At 58.5% G+C, this 19,791-nt stretch carries 17 protein-coding genes; 8 read left to right on the plus strand and 9 right to left on the minus strand.

Annotation, left to right across the window (positions count from 1 at the left end; genetic code table 11):
- Positions 1–6: 6 nt before the first annotated feature.
- From B3I26_RS15075 to B3I26_RS15100, 6 genes are all read right to left on the minus strand, one after another.
- Positions 7–894 (minus strand): alpha/beta hydrolase, encoded by an 888-nt coding sequence (locus B3I26_RS15075; protein WP_296258682.1) that lies wholly within the window; start codon positions 892–894, stop codon positions 7–9.
- A gap of 104 nt (positions 895–998) precedes the next feature.
- Positions 999–2,174, minus strand: coding sequence for a contractile injection system protein, VgrG/Pvc8 family (locus tag B3I26_RS15080; RefSeq protein WP_296258683.1), 1,176 nt, complete (start codon positions 2,172–2,174; stop codon positions 999–1,001).
- A gap of 275 nt (positions 2,175–2,449) precedes the next feature.
- Positions 2,450–4,363 carry an arginine decarboxylase gene (gene speA / locus B3I26_RS15085; RefSeq protein ID WP_296258684.1) on the minus strand — a complete coding sequence of 638 codons (1,914 nt, stop codon included), beginning with the start codon at positions 4,361–4,363 and terminating at the stop codon, positions 2,450–2,452.
- Positions 4,364–4,543: 180 nt separating this feature from the next.
- On the minus strand, positions 4,544–4,915 hold the full coding sequence (locus tag B3I26_RS15090) for a translation initiation factor Sui1 (RefSeq protein ID WP_296258686.1): 372 nt from the start codon (positions 4,913–4,915) through the stop codon (positions 4,544–4,546).
- 164 nt (positions 4,916–5,079) lie between these two features.
- Positions 5,080–5,625, minus strand: a complete 546-nt coding sequence (locus tag B3I26_RS15095; RefSeq protein ID WP_296258688.1) for an NUDIX hydrolase — start codon at positions 5,623–5,625, stop codon at positions 5,080–5,082.
- 3 nt (positions 5,626–5,628) lie between these two features.
- Entirely contained in the window at positions 5,629–6,723 is a 1,095-nt protein-coding gene (locus B3I26_RS15100) for a DUF2333 family protein (RefSeq protein WP_296258690.1), read from the minus strand.
- A gap of 325 nt (positions 6,724–7,048) precedes the next feature.
- Between B3I26_RS15100 and B3I26_RS15105 the strand changes: the two genes are divergently transcribed.
- The 3 genes from B3I26_RS15105 (at position 7,049) to B3I26_RS15115 (ending at position 9,120) form a co-directional block, all read left to right on the plus strand.
- The gene (locus B3I26_RS15105; RefSeq protein ID WP_296258691.1) at positions 7,049–7,336 is read left to right on the plus strand and encodes a cystatin domain-containing protein; all 288 of its coding nucleotides are present in this window, start codon (positions 7,049–7,051) and stop codon (positions 7,334–7,336) included.
- Between the two features lie 51 nt (positions 7,337–7,387).
- Positions 7,388–7,711, plus strand: coding sequence for a hypothetical protein (locus B3I26_RS15110; protein WP_296258693.1), 324 nt, complete (start codon positions 7,388–7,390; stop codon positions 7,709–7,711).
- 86 nt (positions 7,712–7,797) lie between these two features.
- Positions 7,798–9,120 carry an ankyrin repeat domain-containing protein gene (locus B3I26_RS15115; RefSeq protein ID WP_296258695.1) on the plus strand — a complete coding sequence of 441 codons (1,323 nt, stop codon included), beginning with the start codon at positions 7,798–7,800 and terminating at the stop codon, positions 9,118–9,120.
- 124 nt (positions 9,121–9,244) lie between these two features.
- Here the strand turns inward: B3I26_RS15115 and B3I26_RS15120 are convergent, their stop codons facing one another.
- The 3 genes from B3I26_RS15120 to B3I26_RS15130 all read right to left on the minus strand — a co-directional run bounded on the left by B3I26_RS15120 (position 9,245) and on the right by B3I26_RS15130 (position 13,531).
- Positions 9,245–11,164, minus strand: coding sequence for an SET domain-containing protein-lysine N-methyltransferase (locus tag B3I26_RS15120; protein ID WP_296258696.1), 1,920 nt, complete (start codon positions 11,162–11,164; stop codon positions 9,245–9,247).
- Positions 11,165–11,419: 255 nt separating this feature from the next.
- Positions 11,420–12,382, minus strand: a complete 963-nt coding sequence (locus B3I26_RS15125; protein ID WP_296258697.1) for a DUF3829 domain-containing protein — start codon at positions 12,380–12,382, stop codon at positions 11,420–11,422.
- A gap of 204 nt (positions 12,383–12,586) precedes the next feature.
- Positions 12,587–13,531, minus strand: a complete 945-nt coding sequence (locus B3I26_RS15130) for a helix-turn-helix transcriptional regulator (RefSeq protein ID WP_296258777.1) — start codon at positions 13,529–13,531, stop codon at positions 12,587–12,589.
- Positions 13,532–13,749: 218 nt separating this feature from the next.
- Between B3I26_RS15130 and B3I26_RS15135 the strand changes: the two genes are divergently transcribed.
- The 5 genes from B3I26_RS15135 to accB all read left to right on the plus strand — a co-directional run bounded on the left by B3I26_RS15135 (position 13,750) and on the right by accB (position 19,787).
- Entirely contained in the window at positions 13,750–14,148 is a 399-nt protein-coding gene (locus B3I26_RS15135) for a hypothetical protein (protein WP_296258778.1), read from the plus strand.
- 708 nt (positions 14,149–14,856) lie between these two features.
- On the plus strand, positions 14,857–16,515 hold the full coding sequence (locus B3I26_RS15140) for a response regulator (RefSeq protein WP_296258700.1): 1,659 nt from the start codon (positions 14,857–14,859) through the stop codon (positions 16,513–16,515).
- Positions 16,516–16,852: 337 nt separating this feature from the next.
- Complete coding sequence (locus tag B3I26_RS15145) at positions 16,853–18,649, plus strand: protein-disulfide reductase DsbD (protein WP_296258702.1); 1,797 nt, start codon at positions 16,853–16,855, stop codon at positions 18,647–18,649.
- A gap of 152 nt (positions 18,650–18,801) precedes the next feature.
- The gene (gene aroQ, locus B3I26_RS15150; RefSeq protein ID WP_296258704.1) at positions 18,802–19,254 is read left to right on the plus strand and encodes a type II 3-dehydroquinate dehydratase; all 453 of its coding nucleotides are present in this window, start codon (positions 18,802–18,804) and stop codon (positions 19,252–19,254) included.
- A gap of 80 nt (positions 19,255–19,334) precedes the next feature.
- Positions 19,335–19,787, plus strand: a complete 453-nt coding sequence (accB, locus tag B3I26_RS15155) for an acetyl-CoA carboxylase biotin carboxyl carrier protein (protein WP_296258705.1) — start codon at positions 19,335–19,337, stop codon at positions 19,785–19,787.
- Positions 19,788–19,791: the final 4 nt, after the last annotated feature.

Raw genomic sequence — 19,791 nt, forward strand, 5'->3', positions numbered from 1 at the left:
AGCGGTTCATTGGCCCTCCGCAATTACGCGTCCCTGCTCCTGCGCATGAACGAAGTTCACCACTTCATCCAGCACAGGCGCCAACCCGCGCATGGGTCGCGAGAACGCTGCGACCAATGTTGCGTGTCCAGGTCTGGCGTAGTACAGCTCACGCACTGAAACCCCATGCTCGCGCAGGCGCTTGGCCATGCCACCCGTATTGCGCTGGGGATTGACCACATTGTCGTCCTTGGCAGCGATCAAGAGCGCTGGCGGCGATGCCGCGCTGACGTGGTTGATGGGCTGGGAATCAGACGGGGAATCCGGAAAGAAGAACACCGGTTTCACTTCCGGGTTTTCGACCGGCAGAAAATCGTAAGGCCCGGCCAGCCCGATCCAGCCGCTGAGCATCGAGGGCGTCATGCCCACTGCGGCCAGCCAATTCGAGTCCAGCGCCAGCATTGCGGCGTTATAGCCACCGGCGCTGTGCCCCATCACATACAACCGGTTTGGATCACCGCCGTATTTGTGAATGTGTTCGCGGGTCCAGCCTACCGCCCGCGCACTGTCCTGGAGAAAACCTTGATAGTGCACCTGTGGATAAAGCCTGTAATCGGCCAGCACAGCGACGATGCCACGGGACGCCAGCGCTTCGCCGACAAAGCTGTAATCGGTACGCGAACCCGTGTTCCAGCTGCCGCCATAAAAAAACACCACCACCGGCGCATCCGCTGGTGCGTCGACCGGGGTGTACACATCCAGGAGGTTGCGTGGGTCGCTGCCATAGTTCAGATCCGCCGTTCTGGTGAATGTCCCACCCGGCGTGAAGGCATCGAGTACCTTCAACGGCGAGCAACCCATCAACAGGCCCAGCAGCCCACCGGCAATCATTATTCGAAGGGCAATTCTGATCATGGTCGCTCGTCAGGGCAGTTGATAGTGCTTGGTGGGTAACCTTGCTGTCGCAGGGTCGTCCAGGCTTAGGACTGCGGGCCATCCCTCGAATTCAGGTTGTTTCTTCAAACGCTCTTGTTTTCAGCCTCGGCGATGGACGTCAGCATGATTCTCAAGCCGCTGAGCGAAATGCTTTTCGAGTCGATGGTCACCTGACTGGTCCCGACCCGGAAATGCATCTCGTCGTGCCCGGCCATGCGCACGATCATTTGGTCATCGATCGAGAACTGCTGCGATTCGTCCAGAAACAGCGCCTTGTCGATGCGCGTGGTGATGATGCGGCGGGAAAGGGCCGAGGGGTCAGGTTGCGCGCGCGGATTGATGTCCGGGTCCCACAGCCGATCGCTGATGTACGGCATGCCAGGGTCACCATCACGAAAATCCACCACCACTTCCATTCCCCCCCACCAGGCCTGCTCCCGCTCTTGGAGCTCCGGGTCGACGGGAATCCAGCAGTCGTTGAAACGCGCACCATCGCCCTGATTGCTCCATTCGAAACGCACCTTGATCCGGCCTCGTGCGTCCTGTTTGGCTGGCTCGAACAGGCCGCCCACGACACACGCACGCTGCATGCTCATTCTGGGGGCCAGGGGCTGTATCGACGCCTTGAGTCTGGACAAGGGCGCGTCTTCCTCGGGTTGCTCGACAACGACATCGGTTGGCAGCTCATCGGTAAAAACCACGATGTGGCGGGTTCGCGTATGCAGGAAGTAATAGTGCATGCCCTCCTCCTTGCACAAACGCTCCACCAGTTGCAGATCGCTCTCGCAGTATTGCGCGCAGTACTCCCGCCGCGCGCAGGGCTGCCTGCGGTGCCAGGAGAACGCGCTGTCGTCAATGCCGTGCTCGCTCAGTACCTGGGTGATGATGCGCTCGGCGCTCATCCCCTGAAAGATGCGCTGGTTGTGGCGATAGCCCATCAACCCGAGCCGGGGGCCGAGAGTTACCTGGTAACGCAGCGGTGTACTCTGCGACAGATTGCTGGTGACGGGCTCGGTGGTACTGCGCACGATGCTCTGGATATGCCCGTTAATACCGGAATTGGAGCCCCTTACATACAGATAACAGGCGCTGAACAACAACTCATGAGCATCCAGGGCTCCGGCCGGGCTGAGGATTTCGAGCTGGAAGGTGTAGGGGCGATCGGCGGCTTCGCTTCCCTTGCAGGTCAGCACTTCGAATGAGCGTTTGGGGCGGTTGATGTCCAGACGCAGGTGCAGCGCGTTGTCGAACGGGTGCATGGCGGGGGAAGTCCTCGGCGGCAGTGTCAGGCGGCCGGGGATTCTGTAACAGAAGATGCGTGAAGTAGAGGGGGTAAACGCAGAACAGGAAAGGGCCTACAGCAGTGGATTGAAGCCTGTCAAAAATCTGTAGGAGCCGAGATATTCGCGCCTGTGCAGAACGTCACCCCAGGCATTCACTGGATCTTCACCTGCTGTGGCGGCCCGGCTCACCGGCGGTGGCGATTTAAAAATCGTCACCGCCAGCAAGCAGCGCGGCTAAAGGTAGGCGCTGGTCACGATGACAGGTAAGACGAGCGCGTCAGGCCCAGGCGTAGCGCATCCAGGTACTGGGTGCGTTCCCGCGGGCTGATGCGAGCGCTGGCGACCTTGTCGCGGTAATGGGTCATCAGTTCCTCCGGCGACAGGTGCACGTAGCGCAGCATGTCTTCGATGGTGTCGTGGGTTTCGATGCCGGCCGAATAGGCGCTGCCGTCCTGATTCTGGTAGATGTTCACCGAGTCGGTATCACCGAACAGGTTGTGCATGTCACCCAGGATCTCCTGATACGCACCGACCAGGAACACGCCGAGCAGATAATCCTCGCCGTCGTTAAGCGCGTGGACCGGCAGGCTGGTTTCGATGCTCTGCTCGTCGACGTACTGGTTGATCTTGCCGTCGGAGTCACAGGTCAGGTCTTGCAACACGGCACGACGCAGCGGTTCTTCGTCCAGACGATGCAGCGGGATGATCGGCAGCACCTGATCGATCGCCCAGGTGTCCGGCAAGCTCTGGAACACCGAGAAGTTGCAGATGTACTTGTCGGCCAGCTTGTCGTTGAGTTCGTCCAGCACCTGGCGGTGGGAACGCTGGCGCGCCTTGAGCGAGTTGTGCAGGCGACGGCAGACCGCAAAGTAGCACTGCTCACCCAGGGCCTTTTGCGCGAGGGTGATCTTGCCATCCGAATACTGAGTGGCGATGTCACTCATGTAATGGGTCGCACGCCAATAGGTCTCGGTGACCATCTCGATGTCGGTCGGGCCGAGCAGGTCGATCAGCCACTGCAGGGTTTCCGGCAGGCTTTCCTTGTCCTCGATAACCGGCACTTCGTCATTATGACGCTCGACGTCGGTGACCTGAATCACCAGCATCGCGTGGTGCGCGGTCAGCGAGCGGCCGCTTTCCGAAAAGATATGCGGATGCGGCAGACCTTGCGCGTCGCAGAACTCCTTGAGCATGCCGACCACGACACCGGCGTAATCGTCCATGTCGTAGTTGATGGAACTGGCATTGCGGGAATGGGTACCGTCGTAGTCGACGCCCAGACCACCACCGACGTCGATGTGGTCCACCGGCAGGCCAAGATTGCGCAGTTCACCGTAATAGCGGATCGCTTCCTTGAAACCGTGCTGGTAGTCGGCCAAGTTGGCGATTTGCGAGCCCATGTGGAAATGCAGCAGGCGGATGCCCTGATCCAGACCCGCTTTGGTGAAGCGCTCGACCACCGACAACAGCTGCGCGGCGGAGAGGCCGAATTTGGACTTTTCACCACCGGTGTCGGCCCATTTGCTCGACGCCAGCGACGACAGGCGCACGCGCAGACCTACTTGCGGCGCAACCTTGAGCTCGGCAGCCTCCTGGATCACCAGTTCGACTTCGGATTCTTTCTCGATGACGATGAAGACGTTATGCCCTAGCTTCTGCCCCATCAGGGCCAGACGAATGAATTCGCGGTCCTTGTAACCGTTGCAGACGATGGTGCCGCCTTTCGGGGCCAGTGCCAGCACGGCCATCAGCTCGGGCTTGGAGCCAGCTTCCAGACCGATGGACACGTTCTGCGTAGCGATGATGTTTTCCACCACCGCTTCCTGCTGGTTGACCTTGATCGGGTAAAGCGCGGTGTATTTGCTCTGGTATTCCAGACGCGCGATGTTCTCGTCGAACGCACCGGTCAACTGACGCACGCGGTTTTGCAGGATATCGGGGAAACGCACCAGCAACGGCAGGGACAAGCCGCTCTTGCGCAGTTCATCTACCTGCTCGTATAGGTCAATGGGCGAGCTGCCAGGCCCATTGGGGCGAACTTCGACGCGGCCGGCTTCATTGATTGCGAAATAACCGGCCCCCCAATGGCGAATCCCATAGACACTGCGGCTGTCCGCCACGGTCCATTGGCTGCCATCGTCTTTGCGTGTGCGTCGTACGGACATTGAAGTCCCCTATATAGAAGTCATAAAGCCCCAGCCTGACCGGCTGGGCGCAGTGTAGAGAGTGGAAGTGACGGTTTGGCGCCAGCCCGCATGGGCAGTAGACCCATGAGACGGAGCAGAGTTTGCTTCGATAATCAGCTGCCTGACCGAGGGGAAGCCAATGCTGGCTTGACGCACGAATCAGCCGCCGGACTTTTTCGCCTTGAAACCCTGCTTGACCAGTTCCGCCAGCAGCGTTTGGACATGATCGCCCTGAATCTCGATCACGCCATCCTTGAGCGCACCGCCGGTGCCGCAACGTCGCTTGAGCGTAGTCGCCAGCGCCTTGAGTGCATCTTCAGGCAGAGGCACGCCGCTGATGGTCGTTACTGTCTTTCCGCCGCGGCCTTTGCTTTCGCGGCGCACACGGGCAATGCCATCGCCTTCGGGGATAACCGATTTGTTGCAGATACAGGCATCGACGGGCTGACGGCAATCGGGACAATGCCGTCCAGCGTCGGTCGAAAACACCAAGCCACCGAGGGCAGCGAAGGATGCGGCTTTTTTGGCCACCGGCAATCCTCTCTTGAGGACCAAAGTCTGGTCGACGGGTGCCGACCGCGAAGCCCCACTCAGGCAGGGGCAGCGCAAACCGGACCGTAAAGACGGTCCGGCTTTGAAAAGTCGCGCAGTGTAACGGCAAAAAGAGCGAATGCTAAGTGCCAATACGCGCCAATTTACGGAACATTTGCGACATCGCCCAAATAGCGCTTCAAGGCGGCCAAAGAGTCCGGGCAATAGGGCTTCTCGGCGGCATCGAGCAGGACCTTTTCGATGCCGAGAAAATGCGCTTCCAGCACCTCTTCAGGCTGCAGCTTCAGCGGCCCGTCCCAGACCGCGGAAAACACCGCACACCACAACCGGTTACCGGGCTGATCGAAGAAAAAACGCTCATGGGCCGTGAGTTCGACACCCGCCACGCCCAACTCCTCGGCAAGCTCGCGTGCGGCTGATTCGCTGTAGCTCTCGTCGGCCTGGACCATACCGCCCGCCGCGACATCCCAGAAACCGGGGTAGATCGCCTTGCTCAGCGTCCGGCGGTGCACGCAAAGCTCACCTGCGGTATTGAACAGCAAAATGTAAGTGCCGCGCCCGATCAGCCCACGCTCGCGAAGTTCGGCCCTGGGCAGGGCGCCCAGCGGCTGATCCTGACGGTCCACCCAGGCGATGAGCTCGGCGTCGGAAGCCGCGCGGTGCGCGGCTTCATGTTCGGACACGGACACCGGTCAGCCCTGAGACAACAACTGACGCAGATCGATGACCGCTGCGTTGGCGCGCGACAGGTAGTTGGCCATGACCAGAGAGTGGTTGGCAAAGATCCCGAACGGGCTGCCATTGAGAATCACCGGGCTCCACATCGGCTCCTGGGACGCCTCAAGCTCGCGGATAATCTGACGCACGCTCACTGTGGCGTTTTTCTTGGCCAGCACATCAGCGAAGTCGACTTCGATGGCGCGCAGCAGATGGGACAGCGCCCAGGCTTGACCGCGTGCTTCGTAGAACACGTTGTCAATCTGCATCCACGGGGTTTCAACGATTTCTTCATCAACCTGCGGCACTTCGCCCGGCTTGACGGTCACGGTGGACTGCGCTTCGGTTTTCAACGTGCTGTTAAGCTTGACCCGGCCGACGCTGGCCGACAGGCGCTGGGACAGCGAGCCCAGTCGGGTGCCCACGTCACCCAGCCAGTTGTTCAGGTTGTCGGCGCGGGTGTAGAACAACGCGCCCTTCTGGTTCGGATCCGACAAGCGCGCTTCGTAACGGCTCAGCGCAGCGATGCCCTCGCGGTACTGCGATTCACTGGAAGGCAGCACCCAACTCTTGTTGTCGAAGTTGAAGAGCGGCTCGGCACGGGCCAGGTCGCCGTCTTCGGCCGATTGGGATTGCGAGCGAGCAAAATCCTTGCGCAGTGCACGGCTCAGATCACGCACCTGAACCAGCACGCCGTATTCCCAGCTCGGCATGTTGTCCAGCCACAAACCAGGGGGAAAACGGTCGTTAGAGATATAACCGCCGGGCTTATCGAGCAGGGTCGAGGCTACGGTCTTTAGGGTTTCGACGGTGGTGTAGCCGATCACTATCTGCTTGCCTTCGCGCTCGGCCGCGGCCTGCGCCTGTTGCTGGACCGGAAACAGAGGGGGCTCATTGCTCCACCAGATGCCAAGCACCACGGTGACAACCAGATAGATGCCGACCACTGCAGCCAGAGCACGACTGAACAGCAGGCCGCGCCAATATCCGCGAGGCGCCTTGCCTGCGGGCCTCTCCCCTACACGCTCATCCGCGCCCGCAGTGCTCGAACGCTTCTTCCAATCCAGCATGGCCTTGTCCTTTCAATCACGGAATTCAGTGCTTCTGACCGCAACCTTACAGCAAGGTGCGTTTAGCAGGAATGCGAAGGATGTTTCTGCTACATGACCGACGAGTCGCCAGATGCGTAATGAACATGCACATCTGGAAAGCGCAGGCGAGACAGGGTTGTAAAAATCGATCACTGGCCTGATCCACTCATCGGCATGCCATCGGCGCTTCATAATGTCTGACTGTGCTTTTTAAGCTTGCAGCGTTTGGCAATCAGTCGATGTTGACTGCGGGCGCACCGCTGGACCCACGGATGATTTAACCAAATGCATGGAGAAGATAATCATGATGCCGGGCGGACTTAGTCACGAAAAACAGGAAGACAATAACGTCAGGAGTCTTGTCGACTCACTGAAAACCCAGATAGAAAGTACATTGGCCATCAAGCTTGGCACTGACGAGGTGATCGACTACAAAACCCAGGTGGTGGCCGGTTTAAATTATTACGTCAAAATCAAAGCTGATGGGGAGTACTGCCTTTTGAGGATTTTCAATCCACTGCCAGCCCAGGGATCGTCTTCACTCACTGATGCCAAGTCGATAAATGTCAACGATGAGATTGGCAGCTTCTGATTTCGCCCTGGCCGCTGCACCGTGTTCTTGTAACGCTCGCATTAATTCTCGATGGTGCTGCTCTCTGCTCAGACCTTCTTCTCTCGACTGCCAACGACGCCCTTCGGGCAAAAGCGGGATGGGAACACCACCCACGACCCGATCCGCAAATGGCTGACCGATCAGGTGTTGCCCGCCCTGCGCGACCGCCATGTTCCTGCCTTTAATAACGCGCCCATCCCCGCGCTGCTCCAATCGCAACACAGCACCCTGAGCGTGATGCATTGGCAGCACGAGCTGTGGATAGGTTTCAAAGACACGCCCTGCCTGATTCATACACGCAAACAGGAAACGGGCTGGTGGGGAAAAATCAGACGCGGGCTGCCAGGGCGTTAGGCCTGCATTGCGCCAAGCCCAAAGGCGTGGAACCGATCAGGCAGTCCCGCCACTCAGCTCCATGCATTTATAGGAGTTGCCACGTTATGACCCCCATCAGGCCAGGTACGAGCCCCTTTGTTCCCCCGCAGACGACACCGCAGGCCCATGATCCCATTCACGCTGCGGTTGCCAGCCACGATAGCGAGCGCGTGCTGCAAGCGCGTAAAGAGGGCCAACGCGCGAATGCGTTGGACCACGAGCGTCGCTCCCCCATGGACGCGCTCGATACCATGCGCGGTATCGACGAGCGCACACGCTCAGGCTTGCGCTCGGCTTTGCTGCAATCCCTGAATCCCACCGCCCCGGCCGGCTACATGAAGCCCGAAGCCTTGCACGGTTCGCCATGGGGCCTGGAAATACTTGCCTCAGGGGCGTTGAAGGGCGGCGTCAATGACGCCAAAGGTGGCGCGCAATCGTTGAATGGTCGGGTGTTCTTCTCAGACCGAACACCTGAGAGCGCCAGCGATACAACGACTCGGGAAAACCTGCGCACAAAAGCGCGAGGCTACTCACGAGGCGTGGGCATTAACGCCTCCAATGCGAGCTCACGGGCCCAACAGCACCGTCTGACGCAGATCATCGAGTGTTCATTGGACAAAGATCTGGCGCTTTCACTGTCGTACAAGCCCGTGACGCTGGGCATCAAAAACCCGGCCGATATCCAGAGCGAAGGGGCTGCTTGGCTGCAAGCCTTCCTTCACAACTCCATCATTGTTATGGGCCGTGCCAAACCACTGCTGGACAAGCCGTTTGAAGAAAGCGTCAAGGCTGTGAAACTGCCCGAAACAATGACGTTAACCTTCGAAGGCAGCCCCGACCGTACCCTGCGCGGCAAAGAGCTGCAGAGTTTTTACAAGCAGTCGGTCGGCGAACTGCGCAACGCGCTGGAGAACGGCAAAGCGCCCTATCTAAGCCTGCTCAACCAGGGAACCGTGGTGCCCATGGTTTTGGGCTTCGAGAAAGTCAGAAATCTTTCGTCTCATTCGATTAGCGCCACCATGGGTAACGCTTCCAAACAGTACTCCTACCAGGATAAGGATCACCCGCTCTGCGGCAGTGCCGAGGGAGGCAGACTTAAAGAGTTGGAAGTGCGCAGTCTGGCGGACCTGGCAACGCTGTTTCTGGGATGCGAAGTAAAGGGCACCTCACTTCCGGATGACCTGCTGGTGCGGGTGAAAGAGGCTGGAACCAAGGCTGACTACCTGAACCCCGCCCAGCGTGACAAATTTCGCGAAAAGATCATGGCTCAGGCCGCGCAACTGCTGCCAGAAGACTCCAACACAGCGCTGGCAACCCTACCCCTGAGCACGCTGCAGCAGATCAACGCACAGCTGCGCAGCGAAGATTTGCGTGCCTATCTGGCGTAACAAACGTCGGAATGACGACCAGAGCCCGTCGCTCGAATCCGATGGCGGCCATGCTCATCCTGCATTGAGAGACTCGTCGCAGGATGCGGGCGTGGACGCGCCGACCTTCCGCACGCCGTGTGCGTTACGAAAAACGATGCAGTTTGCGGTGTTCAATCAAGGGCGAGAGCCGGTATCGCGCAAGCTCAACGTCCGATAGGTATTGAGCGCCTGCGATGCGCCCGCAGCAGTTGTCCTGACCGCAAGCGCAGTGAAAGGCTTCAACCATGGACCACTCGGTACTCGGGTAGAAAAAACTCAAGGGCTCGTCTGGCTCGATAGCGCGCAGTGCACGCAGCGCATGGTGCTCAATATCGAAAAAGACATTTGGCTTGCAGGAATGGTTGATGTAGCGCAGCTCCAGCGGATATGGCTCGCCATGCAAGCCCTGCGCGAAGTGAATGGTCCAGCGCGTGGCATGCGGGCCCTGTTTTGCCCAACCGACTTTGCACAGCGTATCGCCCTCTCTCCACGCCCTACCGCTGGCCAAGCCCAGACCATAGGGCGTTTCCATCAGTTTATAAGGCAGTTGCGTGCCCCTGAGTTCGTGTCTAAGGAACGCGGAAAAATGTTCCCCGTAGCGCTCTTGCAGTTCCGGCAACAGGTAATCGCTCCCTGACACCACCCCCCTGCAGGTCGAAGCGCCGCAATGGCACTCGAACGCGGCCATGGCCAAGCCATTAAAAGTCGCATAATCGAGCGTCAGTTGCTCGCCCGGATCAATGTCACGACGGGCTACCACATTCAATCCGTCCAGCCATACAGTTGGGTCACAGGCGTGGTTGATCGGGCACCACTCTTCCGGATTGCTGCTCCAGATAGCGTAAACCTCCTCGTTTATTGGCCATGCATATTGACCGAACCAACTGCGCGCCAAAGACGGCCAATGCTGATTTACGTGTTGTCGAGAGACTATCGCTTGAGTGCATTGCTCATACCGCTTGATCAGACTTCCCGCCCTGATGGGCGCGACGGCAAACATGCCAAATCCCTTCTCACGATCAAAGCGCGTTTCCCAGCAGGTTTGCCCAGCCTCGCGTCGTCTTTGCGCGAGCGCGGTCAGATGCTCAAGGAACATGAGGTGCCCATCCGACGTCATCGCCAGAATTTCATCGGCGCAGCCATAGGCCCCTTCGGGGTAGAACACATCACAGTTGGGGTTGATTTCCAGTAGAAAAACCTCGCCGCTTGCCGACAGGCGAAAATCGCAGCGCGCGTAGCCTGTCCCATTCAACGCAAAAAAAGTTCGCGACGCCGCGTCTTGTAGTTGCAGATCGAGCGCGCAGTCGTGCACGGCGCTGTGTCCGAGTGACAGGTAGTCTTTCCATTTGAGATCGAAATGCTTGAACGTTTCGCCCGTGGGAAACAGCACTTCCAACGATGGTAGCGTCCATGCAAGCTCCAGATCATTGCGCCGCTCTGCGACCAATACCGTGAACTCACGACCTTCGATGAACTCTTCGATGAGCGCGCCGCCATAGGCTTGAATCATTTTCAGCGCTTCACGTTGCAACGCCTCAGCAGTGGTGACCCTGGAGTCGGGCGTCAGACCGATGCTGTTGTAGCTGTTGGGATGTTTGACGATAAGTGGAAAGGAAAGCGAGGCAGCAGCCTGGGCAACATCCGCGAGGCACTTTGCATTCACATAGCCAGGGACACTGACGCCCGCTGACGATGCAGCCATCTTCATGGCCACTCGGCTGGGGTCATAAAAGACGCTGGAGGCGCCGGTAAATACGGCGTTGCAGCGCTCCAGGGTTTGCACCACCTCAATACCGGCAGTGTCACCGTCGAGGCTGCCATCACATAAGTTGATTATCAGGTCGAATCCGCCGCCCGCGATCCTGGTCACCTGTTGAATCGCAGTGGCTTTGTGAATGTCGTGATAGCTAACGTCAGCCTCGGGAACGAAGCGTGCAACGTTTGCCGCTGGATCCCACTCCTTTGTTGGCAAACATGAATGTTCGTAAGAACTCGTTAGCACGGCAATCTTTTTGATCGTCATCAGCCAACCCTCCCTGGGTCGTTGCAGATTCACGGATCCCTGTAGCATTACTGCCTAGATATGCGACGATTAAAGTTCTCTCACTCCAGAGCGTAGTTAAGTCTGGCCTTGATTCAAGGGGAGCGGGCCAGACGATGAAATACGTGCAAATCGACGGGCAGGTGGGCGGCACGCCTGTTGGCGGCGCCCACTCCCTCACGTCGACGCCTCGACCTTTGCGGCCCAGGCCTGTGCGACACCTCACCTGGAACTGGATCAATCGCACTGGTGGCGATTGAGTGTTTCGATCAAGTTGGTAAACCCTTGCTGTACATCCTTGGCGCGACGCTCTATCGGACTGGTGACAAACACCCTTCCCGTCAAGCCAGCCGGCTGGAATTCGCCTTTGCGTGCATCCTCGATTGCACGGCGGGCACGGCCAACGAAGTCGTTCAGCGCCATCATCATCGATGGGCAACCGTCAGCATGGGCTTCGCGAATTTTCTTGTCCCAGGCAGCAATCATCTGCGCGCTTTGATTGACGCTTTTCTCGAACGCCAGAGTCGCCTGCTCTGCGCCAGCGGTTTCAAAGAAGTCACGGCTCAAGCGCATCGTTTGTTTGGAATACAGAACAATACCGGCACGGTAGTAATCGACGCTGTCTTTTGTCGCGTGCTCGAAGGCTTTCTGGGTGTTTATTTCGTCGCGAGCCGCGATGCCGTCATAAAACTTGCCTTGCGCATCAGCCGCTTCAGTCATCGCAGCTTCGTAGGCGGGTTCAAGCGCTCGAGCCTTATCACCGTTGTCGGCGTAGAACCCCTGTGATTCCGAGTAAACGGCCAGGTCATGGTTGATGGGCTTGAGTTTTTCGAGCTTATCGGTCAGTGCCTTGGCAGGCTCATCGAGTTCAGGCATGGGGTGGGCAAACGCCAATGCCGCCTTCAGATCCTGCTGCAAACTGATGATGCTCGCATCGCTGGATACCGAGTAAGCCGTTAGCTTCTCGCCTGAGGCGAGCGCCTTAGGGACGTAGTCCAGATGCTCCTGAAGAGCCGCACCAATATCAAAGCGGTTATTGGCAGCCTGGACATAAGCGTTGTACTTCTGCACTTCGGCCTGATCAGAGGCGATTTGTTTCTGGGCGGCATCGCGCTTGGCAGTTTCTTCTTCGTTACCGCAGGCACCCAGTACAAGGCTGAGTGCAATCCAGACAGCGGCCAACGTGTATTTGTGGTTCACGGACAATCTCCCTTACGACATGAACGCCATCGAGCGGACGTCTGCGCAATTGCCGCAGCACCGGCTTGGCAATGGCCAGATGATCAGGAAGATTATAAAGACGCGCCCGCGCGCAAAGTCCGCCGGCTCCAGCCAGTGGCCGCTGATCACAAATGATCGTCACCCATCACAAGCATTGGGACCGCAGACCGGGCGAATCAGGCATTACTCGATACAGGGCGGGTAGCCAAAACGCGCTTTGTACGCGTGGGTGAAATTCGACGGACTGGAGTAGCCCATGCGATAGGCCACTTGTGCCACCTGCCATTTGCGCTGGCGCAACAGCTGACGGCCCACCTCCAGGCGGCGATCACGCAAGTAATGCAGCATGGAGCGACCAAACTCATTTTTAAAAATGCGCCGCAACGTCGTTTCGCCCACGCCTAACGTTCTTGCCAACTCGTGTGCGCAAGGGGGGCGCCCGAGATCTTCTTCCAGCAGGCGGCGAGCTTCATGAGCAAGATCGCGGTGCGCGCGAGGTGAGCAAGGCCTTTGGGATACAGAGGCGCCCATGTAAACGGCGAGCTCCACGAATACGCCAAGTGTCAGACTCTCTTCATGCAGCCGCTTCAACGCCCCGTGGTAAGGCGAGTGGTAAAGCCGCTCGAACAAGCAACTGACGGCTTTACAGTTAGGCAATTCAATAAACTGGGCGCCATCCTTCTGCAGCGCCAGAAGCGGTCGCAACGTACTGTCTCCGTGCTCCATCAACTCATGAATGAAGTCGCTCGAAACCCGCAGCCCACACAGGCGCACGTGGCTTTGCGCTGGCAGGATATCGATGGTTTCCATCGGCTGACTCAAGCCAAGAATGGCTGGTGCCCGAGGGTTGTAAAGGTTGGGCGCGCCGCCGTCTACGCTGTGGCTCCACTGGCCGTTGACCACATGCACGACACACAGGCTTTCGGGCAATACTTTATGGATACGCAGCGGCTCGGTGAAATGCAGATTGCATTCGAAATACTGCATGTCTGGCCGTACACGCCTGGCCAGATAATGGCCGGTAGCACTGCCTGCGATTTCTTTCGCATCCAGAATGTTCGATGCACCCAGGGCCTGCGGGGTATCGAAGTGCAGTTCGGTATCGCGGTAAGGCGTCCAGCTGTCCATATTCCAGTTCACTGCCACTTGCTTCATGGCGCCAATTTTATGTTGGTCGCGCAGTATAGATGCGAATACCGTTGATCGCTTCGCTTATGAACCTGGACACGTCTGTTGTGAGCATCGGCCACGCGATTGCAACACACTCGGGAAGTGTCTAAAACGGCCGTTCGTGAAGTCTGTGAAGGAGATATCCAGTGGGTGCATTTAAAGGCTTGTGGGCCCTGATGTTCAGTGCGGTCATGATGTCGGGGTACGCCATGGCTGATGAAGCAAGACCGGCAGTGGCCGACAAGGTCATGGCCTATCAAAGCGAACAAGGCATCAAAGTCTGGACCTTGCGCATCGGCGAGCGCTCGGCACATCAGGCGCTGGTACAAGTTGAGGGGATCGATCATGACTGGAACATGCATATTCAGAAAATGAACGTCGAACAAAATGCCAGAGACACTCGCTACTCCACTGAAGTGGACGGCAAAAAATTCGTCGTGCTGATCCTGCAAAACAGCTGGGGTGAGCTGTACCTGCCGGGGGATAACCAGGAGCGGGCCGTGGTGTACAGCGAGAATTTGTCTTCGCAAGGCAACGCGCAGGCATTTCTGACGGACTACCTGGAACAGAAGTGAGCCCAGCCACCGGAGTGCGCGCCCCATTGCCCGCTGCGGCCAAAGTGATTGGCGCGAGCATCGGCTAATTTCGCATCACTCAGTTACATCAAATATGAAGCAACAGCGCTCCTGTTGGATTGAGGCGCGCCGTTTGCGCCGGGATAATCCGGCGCGATTCGGGCCTGATCGACTGACACCGCCAGCGTCGCTAGCGGTACTTCGCGCCCGCGTTCGACAGTGTTCGCAGGCGCGAAGATTTCATGCCCGCTTCAGCGATCAGAAGCCTGGGCGCGGAGGCATCCAAACGCCTGTGGCCAGGTGTTCCTTCCTCCCCCTGCTACCCAGCTGATCAGAACAAAGTCACCCGAATCATGGGGGCCACGTTGTATCACCTACCAAGACGTCAAGCTGCTTGCCCGCACACTGGCCAACCTAGGGCTATCACGAGTCGATCAAGCGGTCGCTTACCTGCGAGGCGCCCTGTTGGACAGGCGAGCGCATCTCTTTTTAAAAGAGGTGCCGGGTTATTGAAATGGCGACAGGAATGCTGAATCCGCAGAATCGGGATCCACTTGCGACGTTTCTCGCGGGATATGGCGGGGAAAAGTTAGAAACTTGACGGCATCAATGACAAAAAAATGACTTACGGCGCTCTCGCATGACGCAACTAGTGATAGCATAGAGACACCATACGACTCGGGTTATCCCCTATAAAGTAGCCAGGACATGACCGAAGCAGAAGATCCGAGCCCAGACCGCCTCAAACACCATTTCGCTCAACGCGTCATCCATCAGGCACGTCAGATCCTTGAGGTATGGCAGCGCCTGCAACAAAGCGAATGGTCGGCGGTGGACCTTGACGAACTCAGCGAATCAAACCGGCGTCTGCTGCGTTTCGCCGAGCGCTTCGAACAGGCCGAGCATGCCCAATTGGCACGAGGTATCGGTCAGTCCCTGCATGAGGTTCAAGCCAACCGGGGCCGCCTGAGCAGCTCGTTGATCACCGACCTGAACCGTTTGATGCAGCGTCTTTCGCGCACTGGCCTGCGCCACAGCGACCGGCTGGAGCACACGTCGCTGCCGCCGCTGCGCAAACCCATCTACGTGATGCTGCAAGATCACGAACGCGGTGAACGGCTGGCCAAACAACTGGAGTTTTTCGGCCTGAGCGCGCTGTCGCTGGACAGCACTCGAGCCTTTCACGCCACCCTGGACGAGCGTCTGCCTGCCGCAGTGGTCATGGATGTGGACTTTGGTGGCGCTGGCGAGGGCTTGAAACTGGCTGCCAGGATGCAGAAGGGCCTTGAGCAGAAACTGCCACTGCTGTTTTTCAGCCATCACGAAACCGATACGCCTACCCGCTTGGCGGCAGTGCGGGCCGGGGGCGAGGAGTTTCTGACCGGCACGCTGGAAGCGTCGAGTCTGCTCGAGAAAATCGAAATCCTGACCCGGGTCGCGCAATATGACCCCTATAAAGTGCTGATCATTGACGATTCGCGCGCCCAGGCCACGCACACCGAGCGCCTGCTCAACAACGCGGGCATCGTGACCCGCACGCTGTTGGACCCGATCCAGACCATGCCCGAGCTGGCGGACTTTCAGCCGGATTTGATCATCCTCGATATGTACATGCCCGGCTGTACCGGCACCGAACTGGCCAAAGTGATTCGCCACAACGACCGTTATGTCAGTGTGCCGATCATTTATCTGTCAGCCGAGGACGACCTGGACAAACAGCTCGATGCGATGAGTGAAGGCGGCGATGACTTCCTCACCAAGCCGATCAAGCCGCGGCACCTGATCACCACCGTGCGCAACCGCGCTGCGCGCGCACGTAGCCTTAAGGCGCGAATGGTGCGCGACAGCCTTACAGGCTTGTACAACCACACCCACATTTTGCAACTGCTGGAGGATTGCAGTTTCCGCGCCCGTCGGGAAAACAAACCGCTGAGCTTCGCGATGCTCGACATCGACCACTTCAAGACGGTCAACGACGGACACGGCCATCCCATGGGTGACCGTGTGATCAAGAGCCTGGCCCTGTTCCTTAAGCAGCGTCTGCGCAAGACCGATTACATCGGTCGCTATGGGGGCGAGGAATTCGCGGTGGTCATGCCCGACACCGACCTCGAATCCGCCTATAGCGTACTCGACGAGATCCGCCGTCGGTTCGCGGAAATCCACTACCCCGCCCAGCCAAGGGACCTGTTCTGCACCTTCAGCGCCGGCGTGGTTGAACTGGGCGGCGGCGATGACGCCTTGATGATGGCCTCGCAAGCGGACGACGCCCTGTACCGGGCGAAAAAGGCCGGCCGTAATCAAGTGCAAACGCTTCATGAAGACATCGTGGCGGTGAACAGGCAGGTGCCGGTGGATGTGGTTTAGTCCGAATCGGTACGGCTTGATCTCACTGCTGTAGCAGCACGCCATGCCGACGGTGGCGTCCGCGAGACCGCTCAAGCGGCCACTCAAACGGCAACAGAATGATCGTTGCCGATCGCTCGCGCCGCGCGTGGGCATGCATTCCCCGATGCTCCGCGTCAGCCAGCAGGTGGTCGCAGAGCGTCCAGGGCGGCACCGTCACACGCAGCATGGCAACGACTATCAGAGGCCACGCACTGGATTGCGCGCCTATTAATGATTGATGTTGCGACGCTCAGCACGCCTGCATCCCTCCAAACCCTGCGTTATCATGCGCGCACTTTTGTACTGCGAGACCGCCATGCGCCGCCTGCTTTGTCTGATATTGCTGACCCTTGCCCTGCCCGCTTTCAGCGCGAGTCTGCTGGACAGCCGGCCAAGCTCCGCACTGGGTAGCCCAGCGCTGGACGGCGCGACCATCGACAACAGCAAAGACTTCCTGCCGGTGCGTCAGGCCTTTCAACTGAACCTGATCGACACCTCCACCCAATCGATCAAGCTGCAGTTCGTCGCCACCGAGGGCTATTACCTCTATCGCCATCGCTTTCAGTTTCGCACCGAACCTGCCGACATCGGTTTGGGCGCCGCGCAATTGCCCGATGGCGAAAAGAAACACGACGAGTATTTCGGCGATGTCGAGGTGTACCACGGCATTGTTGACGTCAGCCTGCCTCGGAAAGCCAACGATAATCGCCCCTTCACTCTGGTCGTGACTTATCAGGGCTGCGCCGACAAGGGGCTATGCTACCCACCCGAAACCGAGCGCTTGAGCATCGAAGCCAGCGGCGCTCCAGCCACCAGCCTCGCCCCCCCAACAACAGAAAACACAGCCCCTTTGAGCTGGAAGCAATTGGCGCTGTTTTTCCTCGCTGGCATCGGCCTGACCTTCACTCCTTGCGTGCTGCCCATGCTGCCCATCCTTTCCGGCGTGGTGCTGCGCGGGCAGATTGGCGGGCTACGCGGCTTTGCACTTTCGCTGGCCTACGTACTGCCGATGGCGATCTGCTTTGCCACGCTTGGCGCACTGATGGGCCTGTTCGGCGCCAGCCTCAATTTGCAGGCAAGGCTGCAATCGGCGTGGGTATTGGTGCCTTTTTCGCTGTTCTTCGTGGTATTCGCCATCGCCATGTTCGGGGCATTCGAGCTGCGCCTGCCGCGCGTGATCAATGATCGCCTGGACCGCATCGCGGGTAATGCTCAGGGCGGCTCGCTGTGGGGCGCTGCGGTGCTGGGGGTAGTGTCGAGCCTGCTGGTATCGCCATGCGTATCGGCTCCGCTGGCCGGCGCGCTGCTTTATATCAGTGCCAGCGGCGACACATTGGGTGGCGCACTGAAACTGTTCGCACTGGGGCTGGGGATGGGCGCGCCACTGGTACTGGTCGCCACGGGCGGGGCGGCCTGGCTGCCAAAAAGCGGCCCTTGGCTGGTTACGGTCAAGAGCGCCATCGGCGTATTACTGCTGGCGCTAGCGGTCGGCCTTCTCAGCCGGGTCATTCCAGGACAGGCCACCTTGTTACTGATCGGTCTGCTGGCGGCCGGTGTTGCGCTGTTTCTTGGCGCGCTGGAGTTCAACGAAAAGACCACGCGTGGCCGTTTTGCTCAACTGGCGGGCCTGTTTTTGCTGGTATACGCGCTTTGCTGCTGGTACGGCGCATTCAGCGGCCAGACCGATCCGATGCGCCCGCTGGGCTCGACACCGAGCAACCAGATTGTCCGCGACACATCAGCGCAGCACTGGCAAACAGTGACGCGGGTTGAGGAGCTGAAGCAGATCCTCGCTGACTCGAAAAACAGTGAACAACCCGTTCTAGTGGACTGGTACGCGGACTGGTGCATTAGCTGCAAGGTGATCGAGCACCAAGTGCTGCCTGATCCGAAAATCGTCAGCCAGCTCAAAGGCTTTCGTCTGATCCGTTTCGACATGACCGACAGCGACAGCCAGCAACGTGCGCTGCTGGACACGTACAAGCTCTTCGGCCCTCCCGCGCTGCTGTTCTTCGGAAAAGACGGCAATGAGCTGGCAAATGTGCGCGTTGTCGGCGAAATCGACGTCGAATCGCTCTCCGAGCGGCTTTCTAGAGCACATGACCAAATTTAGCCGGTTAGTCACAAACTTTGCGCGAACATCGGACATCGTGCTGAGTATTGTCGGTAACTGGACAGTCCATTGCGGTTTCCGGCATAGTCGCTGCGCATTAGCGGCTCGCACCTGTTAGCGAGCGTCGAAAAGGCACAGACAAGGAACACACGATGGCGACTTTTCTGGTTCTTCACGGACCTAACCTGAACCTGCTGGGTACCCGTGAACCGGGGATCTATGGCTCGATCATGTTGGCCGATATCAACCAGGATCTGGAGCAGCGCGCACGCGAAGCCGGTCACCACCTGATGCACATGCAGAGCAATGCCGAGTATGAGTTGATCGACCGCATCCATGCCGCGCGCGATGAAGGCGTGGATTTCATCCTGATCAATCCGGCTGCTTTTACTCACACAAGTGTCGCAATACGTGACGCGCTGCTGGGAGTGAGCATCCCATTCATCGAAGTGCACCTGTCGAACGTGCACAAGCGAGAACCTTTCCGCCATCACTCCTACTTTTCAGATGTCGCTGTAGGCGTGATCTGCGGCCTTGGCGCCAGCGGATACCGACTGGCCCTGGAGGCCGCCCTGGAACAACTGGCCAACCGTTCGAAGGCGTGAACGGCACAGTTTCGCACTGAGCCACACAGCCTGAACCGGCTACCGAATACCCCTGACCGTCCTTTGGGAGTTGATGATTAATGGATATCCGTAAAGTCAAGAAACTGATCGAATTGCTGGAAGAGTCCGGCATCGACGAACTGGAAATCCGTGAAGGCGAAGAGTCCGTACGGATCAGCCGTCACAGCAAGACCCCTGCACAGCCCTACTACGCACCGGCCCCGGTCGCAGCACCAGTCGCCGCCCCTGCCGCCGCCGCTCCTGCTGTAGCTGAAGCGCCATCGGCACCGAAGCTCAACGGTACCGTTATCAAGTCGCCAATGGTCGGTACGTTCTACCGCACGCCGGCACCGGGTTCGCCAGCGTTTGTCGAAGTCGGCAAAACCGTCAAGAAAGGCGACACCATTTGCATCGTTGAAGCGATGAAAATGATGAACCACATCGAAGCTGAAGTCAGCGGCGTTATCGAATCCATCCTGGTAGAAAACGGTCAGCCGGTTGAGTATGACCAGCCGCTGTTCACCATCGTTTGAACCG

The organism is Pseudomonas sp. UBA5706 (genome assembly GCF_002419965.1).
GTDB lineage: Bacteria > Pseudomonadota > Gammaproteobacteria > Pseudomonadales > Pseudomonadaceae > Aquipseudomonas.

Coding starts and splice junctions, on each gene's coding strand:
- B3I26_RS15115 (WP_296258695.1), top strand. CDS start 7,798: ATGACCCCCATCAGGCCAGGTACGAGCCCCTTTGTTCCCCCGCAGACG.
- aroQ (WP_296258704.1), top strand. CDS start 18,802: ATGGCGACTTTTCTGGTTCTTCACGGACCTAACCTGAACCTGCTGGGT.
- B3I26_RS15120 (WP_296258696.1), bottom strand. CDS start 11,164: ATGACGATCAAAAAGATTGCCGTGCTAACGAGTTCTTACGAACATTCA.
- B3I26_RS15130 (WP_296258777.1), bottom strand. CDS start 13,531: ATGGACAGCTGGACGCCTTACCGCGATACCGAACTGCACTTCGATACC.
- B3I26_RS15075 (WP_296258682.1), bottom strand. CDS start 894: ATGATCAGAATTGCCCTTCGAATAATGATTGCCGGTGGGCTGCTGGGC.
- B3I26_RS15105 (WP_296258691.1), top strand. CDS start 7,049: ATGATGCCGGGCGGACTTAGTCACGAAAAACAGGAAGACAATAACGTC.
- B3I26_RS15140 (WP_296258700.1), top strand. CDS start 14,857: ATGACCGAAGCAGAAGATCCGAGCCCAGACCGCCTCAAACACCATTTC.
- B3I26_RS15110 (WP_296258693.1), top strand. CDS start 7,388: ATGGTGCTGCTCTCTGCTCAGACCTTCTTCTCTCGACTGCCAACGACG.
- B3I26_RS15135 (WP_296258778.1), top strand. CDS start 13,750: ATGTTCAGTGCGGTCATGATGTCGGGGTACGCCATGGCTGATGAAGCA.
- B3I26_RS15100 (WP_296258690.1), bottom strand. CDS start 6,723: ATGCTGGATTGGAAGAAGCGTTCGAGCACTGCGGGCGCGGATGAGCGT.
- B3I26_RS15080 (WP_296258683.1), bottom strand. CDS start 2,174: ATGCACCCGTTCGACAACGCGCTGCACCTGCGTCTGGACATCAACCGC.
- speA (WP_296258684.1), bottom strand. CDS start 4,363: ATGTCCGTACGACGCACACGCAAAGACGATGGCAGCCAATGGACCGTG.
- accB (WP_296258705.1), top strand. CDS start 19,335: ATGGATATCCGTAAAGTCAAGAAACTGATCGAATTGCTGGAAGAGTCC.
- B3I26_RS15145 (WP_296258702.1), top strand. CDS start 16,853: ATGCGCCGCCTGCTTTGTCTGATATTGCTGACCCTTGCCCTGCCCGCT.